This window comes from Pseudodesulfovibrio karagichevae (assembly GCF_041414475.1).
Taxonomy (GTDB): Bacteria; Desulfobacterota; Desulfovibrionia; order Desulfovibrionales; family Desulfovibrionaceae; genus Pseudodesulfovibrio; species Pseudodesulfovibrio karagichevae.
Genome location: NZ_JBGLYH010000104.1, coordinates 1 through 7,430 on the forward strand (window position 1 = coordinate 1; position 7,430 = coordinate 7,430).

General features: G+C 66.2%; 9 protein-coding genes. All 9 read left to right on the forward strand.

The genetic code is table 11. The features are described from left to right. Positions 1-91 precede the first annotated feature (91 nt). The 9 genes from purE (at position 92) to AB6M95_RS19135 (ending at position 7,077) form a co-directional block, all read left to right on the forward strand. Positions 92-574, forward strand: coding sequence for a 5-(carboxyamino)imidazole ribonucleotide mutase (purE, locus tag AB6M95_RS19095; RefSeq protein WP_371388335.1), 483 nt, complete (start codon positions 92-94; stop codon positions 572-574). A 162-nt stretch (positions 575-736) separates the two neighbouring features. Further along, on the forward strand, positions 737-1,264 hold the full coding sequence (locus AB6M95_RS19100; protein ID WP_371388336.1) for a hypothetical protein: 528 nt from the start codon (positions 737-739) through the stop codon (positions 1,262-1,264). Between the two features lies 1 nt (position 1,265). Then, positions 1,266-1,763: a hypothetical protein gene (locus AB6M95_RS19105; RefSeq protein ID WP_371388337.1), complete on the forward strand. Its 498-nt coding sequence runs from the start codon at positions 1,266-1,268 to the stop codon at positions 1,761-1,763. 3 nt (positions 1,764-1,766) lie between these two features. Next, positions 1,767-2,513 carry a hypothetical protein gene (locus tag AB6M95_RS19110; RefSeq protein WP_371388338.1) on the forward strand — a complete coding sequence of 249 codons (747 nt, stop codon included), beginning with the start codon at positions 1,767-1,769 and terminating at the stop codon, positions 2,511-2,513. Between the two features lie 42 nt (positions 2,514-2,555). Next, entirely contained in the window at positions 2,556-3,161 is a 606-nt protein-coding gene (locus tag AB6M95_RS19115; protein ID WP_371388339.1) for a glycosyltransferase, read from the forward strand. Between the two features lie 103 nt (positions 3,162-3,264). Continuing rightward, positions 3,265-3,684, forward strand: a complete 420-nt coding sequence (locus AB6M95_RS19120) for a universal stress protein (protein WP_371388340.1) — start codon at positions 3,265-3,267, stop codon at positions 3,682-3,684. 48 nt (positions 3,685-3,732) lie between these two features. Continuing rightward, positions 3,733-4,584 (forward strand): substrate-binding periplasmic protein, encoded by an 852-nt coding sequence (locus AB6M95_RS19125; RefSeq protein WP_371388341.1) that lies wholly within the window; start codon positions 3,733-3,735, stop codon positions 4,582-4,584. A 96-nt stretch (positions 4,585-4,680) separates the two neighbouring features. Beyond that, entirely contained in the window at positions 4,681-5,526 is an 846-nt protein-coding gene (locus tag AB6M95_RS19130) for a DMT family transporter (RefSeq protein ID WP_371388342.1), read from the forward strand. A 207-nt stretch (positions 5,527-5,733) separates the two neighbouring features. Beyond that, positions 5,734-7,077, forward strand: coding sequence for a glutamine synthetase family protein (locus AB6M95_RS19135; RefSeq protein WP_371388343.1), 1,344 nt, complete (start codon positions 5,734-5,736; stop codon positions 7,075-7,077). Positions 7,078-7,430 lie beyond the last annotated feature (353 nt).

Here is a 7,430-nt window from a genome sequence, read left to right on the forward strand (position 1 = left end):
GGGGGTCCGGGGGAAGGGGGAAGGGAAGCCCTTTTCAAAGGGTTTCCCTTCCCCCTTCCCCCGGCCGCCGGAGGCACCCAAGGAGCACATCATGCCGCAGGTTGTGATTTTTATGGGGTCCGTTTCGGACGAGGAGAAGATGCGTCCGTGTTCGGATCTGCTCAAGCAGTTGGGCGTGGACCACGTGTTCACGGTCTCTTCGGCCCACCGCACGCCGGAGCGCACGGCGCGCCTGGTGGAGGAGTACGAGAAGGCCGGGGCTCAGGTGTTCATCTGCGCGGCGGGTCTGGCCGCGCATCTGGCCGGGGCCGTGGCGGCCAAGACCATCAGGCCGGTCCTGGGCGTACCCCTGACCGCCTCGTCCCTGGGCGGCATGGACGCGCTCCTGGCCACCCTGCAGATGCCTCCGGGCTTCCCGGTGGGCACCCTGGCGCTGGACAAGGTCGGGGCCAAGAACGCGGCCTGGCTGGCGGCGCAGATCATCGCTCTGCACGATGAGACGGTGGCCGACAGGATCAGGGTTGCGCGCCAGGGCTTCAAGGACGAGGTGGAAGAGGCTGCGGCCCGTCTCTAGCCGGGCCTTCCGGCCGTTTCCCGCGCCCTCCCGGAGAGCTCGCGCCGAAGATTGTCCGGCCTCGCCGCACGGATCGTTCGGCTTCTCCGCGTCGCACCTCCGGCACCGCGACCGGCGTCTTGCCCGGTGCATGGCTTTCGCGTAGTTACCCGTTTAGATACCATGACGACATCCACGACACAGAGCAGCGCCGGAAGCGGGGCGCCCGAATTCCGGTCCGGCAAGGCCTCCAGGCGGTTCGTCCGCAACCTGGTCTGGGTCCTGGTCATCGGCGGCCTGTTCCTGGGCGGCCAGGGGGTGCGTTATTATCTGAATTACATGCAGCTTGCGGACATCCGCGCCCAGACCGAAAAGCTGTACCATTCGGTGCTCGGCCCGGACATCGGGAGTTCGCCCTTCGGGCGGCTGCAGTTCGAGCACGGCAAGCTGATGGCGTCCAGGCGCATCGGCCTGAGCCCGCTGGGCGTACTGGCGGCCCTGAGCAAGCCCGCGGGCGAGCGGCTGCGCGTGGACGGGGTCAGCCTGACCGGGACCACGGGCCGGGTGCGCGGCTATTTCAGCGGCAACGAGGCCGGGTTCATGCAGTACATGGAGAGGCTGTCCGACGACGACCGCTATCTCTTTTCGGTCTACAAGGTCGACGAACTGGGCGATGGCGTGTCCTTCAGCCTGAGCGTGGAGCCGAAATAGCATGGCCCGGAAACACTGCACATATCCCTGGACTTGCTGGCCGCCCGCCTCGCAGCAACGGCTGTTCAAGTTTCTCCTGCTCGGCACCGCCGGGCTGATCTTTGCGGTCTTCGTGGGCGTGACCCTGTTCACCGGGGCGCTCGGCCAGGAGATCGCGGCCGGGAAGGCGCAGTACGGCCTGGTGGTGCCGTTGGTCCGGGAGATCGCCACCCTGCGGGCCGCCCAGAGCGACCTGGTCCAACTCACCCCGGAGGAGGCGGTCCGGCGCATCCTCGACGACCGCTCCCTGAACGACTACGCGGTCTCCCTGCGTCCGACGCGCATCGCCGGGGACCAGGATGCGGTGGAAGTGACCCTGGAGGGCCTGACCCTGATCATGCTCACGGATTTCCTGCAGGACGTGCGGGACCGGGCCAGCCTGCAGGCCCCGGAATTCGTCCTGACCCGCAACCCCGAGGAGCCCCGCCTGGCGGACGTGCACCTCGTGCTGGCGAGGTAGGCCGTGGGCCCGCAGCGCGGCAAATCTTCATCCCTGCCCGGACGCATCCTGGCCCGGCTGGTGCTGATGGCCTTCGGCCTGGCCATCGGCGTGGTCCTGTTCACGCCATGGAACAAGATATGGGCGTCGGCCCTGACCCGCCTGGACGAAAGTCTGCCCTCCGTGGGGCTGAGCTGGAGCTCCATCGACCGCGACGGTCCGCTCGGCTTCCGGGTGCGCGACCTCAGGATTTCCGTGGCCCAGACCCCGGGGCGGCTGCATTTCGAGCACGCCTACGTGACCGTGGGCTTCTCGCCCCTGGCCACGGTCCGGCTGGACACGGGCGGGCCGCAGTGCCGGTTGGAGCTGTTCTCCAACGGGGTCTTCGACTTCGAGGGAGACATGGACCTGACGTTTCTCCTCGGCAACAGCGACCTCAAGGGCACGCTCCACGCCTCGGGCAGCCTGTTTCTGCCCGACGGGGCGCGGCTGCCGAAGAACGGCTGGGTGGACGTGCGCTCGGCCCAGCTGGTCCTGCCCGGCGACAAGGTGGTCGAGGACCTGGCCTTCACCGCCGAGATCGAGAACCGGGACATGGCCGTGCGCGACTTCTCCATGCGGCGGCCCCTGGCCTACAAGTCCACGGGCACGGCGGTCATCGACCCGGACAACCTCTTCCGCACCCGGTTCGACCTCAAGGGCGACATGACCGTGGGGCGGGAGACCTTTCCCTACGAGATGCACGGGACCCTGGCCGACGCCATTTGGTAGGCCCCTGTTTTCAAAGCGCAAGCCGTCTGTTACAGGACCGACATGAAGATCGCCGTCATCCATGAAAACGCCGAGGCCCTGCTGGCCGGATACGGCTCCCTGCTGGCGTCCATGGCGTCCATGGGCCACGCGGTCAACGCGCTGGCTCCGGGCAGCGGGCCGGACGCGGCGGCCGGATTCGAGGCGCTCGGCGTGGAGTACGCCATGTACCCGCTGACTCCGCGCGGCCTGACGCCCGTGGGCGACATCGGCACGCTGCTCCACCTGAAGCAGGTCCTGTACCGCATCAAGCCGGAACTCGTCCTGTCCATGACCTCCAAGCCGGTGGTCTACGGCTCCATGGCCGCGCGCATGGCCTGGGTGGGCGAGAAGAAGACGGTCTTCGCCCTGGTGGAGGGGCCGGGCTTCGCCTTTGCCGGGGGCGGCGGGCTCAAGGGACGGCTGCTCGCCGCACTGGCCAGGCCCATGTTCCGGGCCGGGTTCCGCTCCTGCGACGGGGTCTGCTTCCGTTCGGCCGAGGCCGAGACCTTTTTCCGCGAACTCGGCGTGCTCCAGCCCGAGACGCGGACCGTGGTCGCGGACGAGCCGACTCCGGAAGACCGGGACCGGGCCGTTCTCGCCTTCTTGGGAATGATTCCGACCGATTGATTGTACAATCCGGGTTGGCAGCACATCGCTCCATGGTGTATGCTTTGAGTACGTTCCTGTTTGAAGGGGGCGTCTTGATTGCGAAACACAAAGGAGTGGGCTCATGAACATCACCCGAATTCTTCTCCCCGTTGACGGGTCCCGACTGTCCGACGCCGCCGCCGACATGGCCATCGACATGGCCGGAACCGGGGCGACCGTCATCCTGCTGACCGTGCGCAGAACCGTACCCACCGGGCTGGGCCAGCCCAACGCCACCGAACTGCTCGAATACCTGAACCAGGGCGCCGAGCAGGTCATGACCCACTACCGGGCCAAGCTGACCAACGCCAACGTGGACTTCCTGGAGCTGGTCATCGGCGGCGACGTGGCCGAGGTCATCAGCAACGTGGCCGAAAACGAGAAGTGCGACATCATCGTCATGGGTTCCAAGGGCAAGTCCGACCTCGAAGGGCTGTTCCTCGGCTCGGTCACCCACAAGGTCCTCCAGACCACGACCAAGCCCGTGCTGGTGGTGAAGTAGTCCCTGCGGGGGCCTTCACCGAGCGGTGCGAAAGGACCGATGCCGTCCATGGAGAGCGAGACCCAACCTTTCTCCCCGGCCCCTGCGCGGGTCCGGATCCCTGTCTGGTGCCTTCTCTGGTGCCTCCTGGCTCTGGTCGCCTCGGCGTGTCCGGTCCGGGCCCAGGAGCGCGTGGTCGTGGTCTCGGACAGCTGGATGCCGTACAACGGCACGCCGGGTTCGAAACGCGAGGGGTACGCCGTGGAGATCCTGCGCGCCGTGTTCGAGCGGCGCGGGTTCTCCGTGGAGTACCGTGAAGTGCCCTTGAAGCGGGCCGTGCAGGACGTGCGCTCGGGCCGGGCCGATATCCTCATCGGCGTTACCCCGGACGAGCTGCCGGACTTCATCTTCCCCAAGACCTCCCTGGGCCGGAGCGACCTGTGCTTCTTCACCATGGACGCCAAATGGCGCTTCATCGGGCCGGAATCCCTCCAGAGCGTGGTCACCGGGTTCGTCCATGGGCACAACTACCCGCAGTGGTTCCTGGAGGACGTCCGCCGCCACCCCGGGCGGTTCCACGCCCTGCACGGCGAGGACGCCTTCGCGCGTATGCTGGCCATGCTCGCCGAGGGCCGGATCCAGGCTATTCCCGGCAGCCGGGCCGTGGTCGAGTATTACGTGCAGCGGGCGGACCTGGCGGGCAAGGTCTTCCTGGCCGGGTGCAGCGGGGAGGACGCCCGGGAGCTGTTCTTCGGCCTGTCGCCCGCCAACATGCCGAGGTCCCGGCGGCTGGCCGGCATCCTGGACCAGGGGATGTACACCCTGCGCAACACCGGCCAGCTCAACCATCTGCTCATCAAGTACGGCCTCAAGGACTGGATCGAGGTTCCCCAGGGGACCGCGGGTCCGGGGCGCAATTGACAACGTCCGGCTATGGCAATACTTCCTTGAATGATTCCGCGCGGTTTTCCGGCCGCCGGAGGTAAAGACAACCCCCGGACCCCAACGCGAGCCCCCATGTCCGTCACGGTAATGTTCGTCGTCCTGTGCGCGGCGCTGCTGCACGCCACCTGGAACTTTTTCGTCAAGAGCGCGGCGGACAAGCACGCCGGCATGACCAGCGTGGTCATCGGCCACGTGCCCTTCGGCGCGGCGGCGCTCGTTCTCTCCCCGCTGCCCGATGCGGCCTCCCTGCCGTACATCCTGGCCGGAGCGCTGCTCCACGTCGGCTACCAGCTCTTCCTGCTCAATTCCTACCGCTTCGGCGACCTGAGCCACGTCTATCCCCTGGCGCGCGGGTTCGCGCCCCTGGCCGTGGCCGGGGTCTCGGTGGCGTTCCTGGGCGAATCCCTGTCCGGGGTGGAGCTGGTCGCCGTGCTGGCCATCGCGGCCGGGATCATGAGCCTGGCCCTGACCCGGCGCAGCGACGGCATGCGCAACGGACGGGCCGCGCTCCTGGCCCTCGGAACGGGCTTGTTCATCGCGGCCTATTCCCTGGTGGACGGCCACGGCGCGCGCCTGGCGGGCACCGCGCTCGGCTTCTACGGCTCCCTGACCATCCTGAACGGCCTGGTCCTGGCCGGGTACATGCGCCTGACCCGGCCCGGCCTAGTGACCGCCTCCCTGACCCGGAACCTGCGCTTCACCCTGGCGGGCGGGGCGGCCTCGTTCACGGCCTACGCCCTGGTCACCTGGGCCTTCACCATGGCGCCCATCCCCCTGGTCACGGCCCTGCGCGAGACGAGCATCATCTTCGCTCTGCTCTTCGGCGTATTCGGCCTCAAGGAGGGCCTCAACCTGATGAAGGTCGTGGCCACGGGCTGCACCCTGTTCGGGGCCTGTCTGCTGCGATTTGGCCGGTAGCCCCTCCGGGCCGTTTTTTCCGGCGCAATCCCCGGCTTTTCCCGCGTCCGTAACAAATTGAGGGACATTTCTGTTGATAGCGGCCCCGGAAAGTGGGTAAACATCTAGGCATATCATTTTGCAAAGCACCGGCATGGCCGTTTCGGCCTGAGGCCGCGCCCCAGGGCGGACGGCCTGTTGCTCCAACATCCTAACCGGAGGAGTCTTATGAGTATCCCTGTTTTCAATTGCAAGAACGCGGACGACGTGATGAAGGCCGTCAAGGACTACAACGTCAGCTTCATCCAGTACTGGTTCGTGGACATCCTCGGCACCCTGAAGAGCTTCCAGATCACCCCGAGCGAACTCGAGGCCTCCTTTGAAGAGGGCATGGGCTTCGACGGCTCGTCCATCCTCGGCTTCTGCCGCATCGACGAATCCGACATGGTCGCCATGCCCGACCCGACCACCTTCCAGATCTGCTCCTGGCGGCCCTCGGAGAAACCGGTCGCCCGCATGTTCTGCGACGTGGTCAACCCGGACGGCTCCCCGTTCGAGGCCGACTCCCGCTTCGTGCTCAAGAAGGTCATGGCCCAGGCCGCCGAGAAGGGCTACACCTTCTATGTCGGCCCCGAGCTCGAATTCTTCCTCTTCGCCGACGACCAGGACACCGAGACCCTGGATGCGGGCGGCTACTTCGACGCCCCGCCGCTGGACCTGGGCAACAACATCCGCCGCGACATCATCTTCGCCCTGGACGCCATGGGCATCCAGGTGGAGTACTCCCACCACGAGGTCGCTCCGTCCCAGCACGAGATCGACCTGCGCTACCAGGAAGGCATGAAGATGGCCGACACGGCCATGACCTACCGGGTGGTGGTCAAGGAGACCGCGCGCAAGTTCGGCTGCTATGCCACCTTCATGCCCAAGCCCATCTTCGGCGAGAACGGCTCGGGCATGCACGTCCACCAGTCGCTGTTCAAGAACGGCCGCAACGTCTTCTACGACGCCAACGACGAGTATCACCTGTCCAGCGAGGGCAAGTCCTACATCGCGGGCATCCTCAAGCACGCGCCGGAGTTCGTCTGCGTGACCAACCAGTGGGTCAACTCCTACAAGCGGCTGGTGCCCGGCTACGAGGCCCCGGTGTACATTGCCTGGGCGCGGCGCAACCGCTCGGCCCTGGTGCGCGTGCCCATGTACAAGCCCGGCAAGGAGAACGCCACCCGCATGGAACTGCGCTGCCCGGACCCGGCCGCCAACCCCTACCTGGCCTTTGCCGTGCAGCTCGCGGCGGGCCTCAAGGGCATCGAGGAGAACTACGTCCTGGCCGACCCGGTGGAAGAGGACATCTTCGCCATGAACGACCGCCAGCTCAAGCGCAACCGGATCAAGGCCCTGCCCGGTTCCCTCTACGAAGCCGCCATGAACCTCCAGAAGTCCACCTTCATGAGGGACGTCCTGGGCGAGCACCTGCACACCGCCCTGGTCGACAACAAGATCGCCGAGTGGGACGAGTACCGCACCCAGGTTACGGAATATGAATTGGACAAGTATCTGCCGATACTTTAGGGCGCTCAAGCAACAACAAAAAGGGCCCGCTGCCGATGCAGCGGGCCCTTTTTTGTTGTGCTTTCGCGCAGGGGGCGGCTTGCGATAGCGGGCCATCTGCACATTTTCCGAGGGCCCGCCTGATCCTCACGTACTGGGGTACGCTGCGGTCAGGCGGACCCTCGGAAAATGCACATCTGACCCACTCTCCCAAGCCTATCCACAGCGCGGTGAAAGAGCCGCTGTCGGGTGCTGCGCTACCCGAATCGCTCCAGGTGGAAAGGGGGATTCTCGAGTTCGCAGGGCCTTGCCGAAGGCACACAAAAAGTTTGGAAGGGGGGTCCAGGGGGGAAACTTTTTCCAAAAGTTTCCCC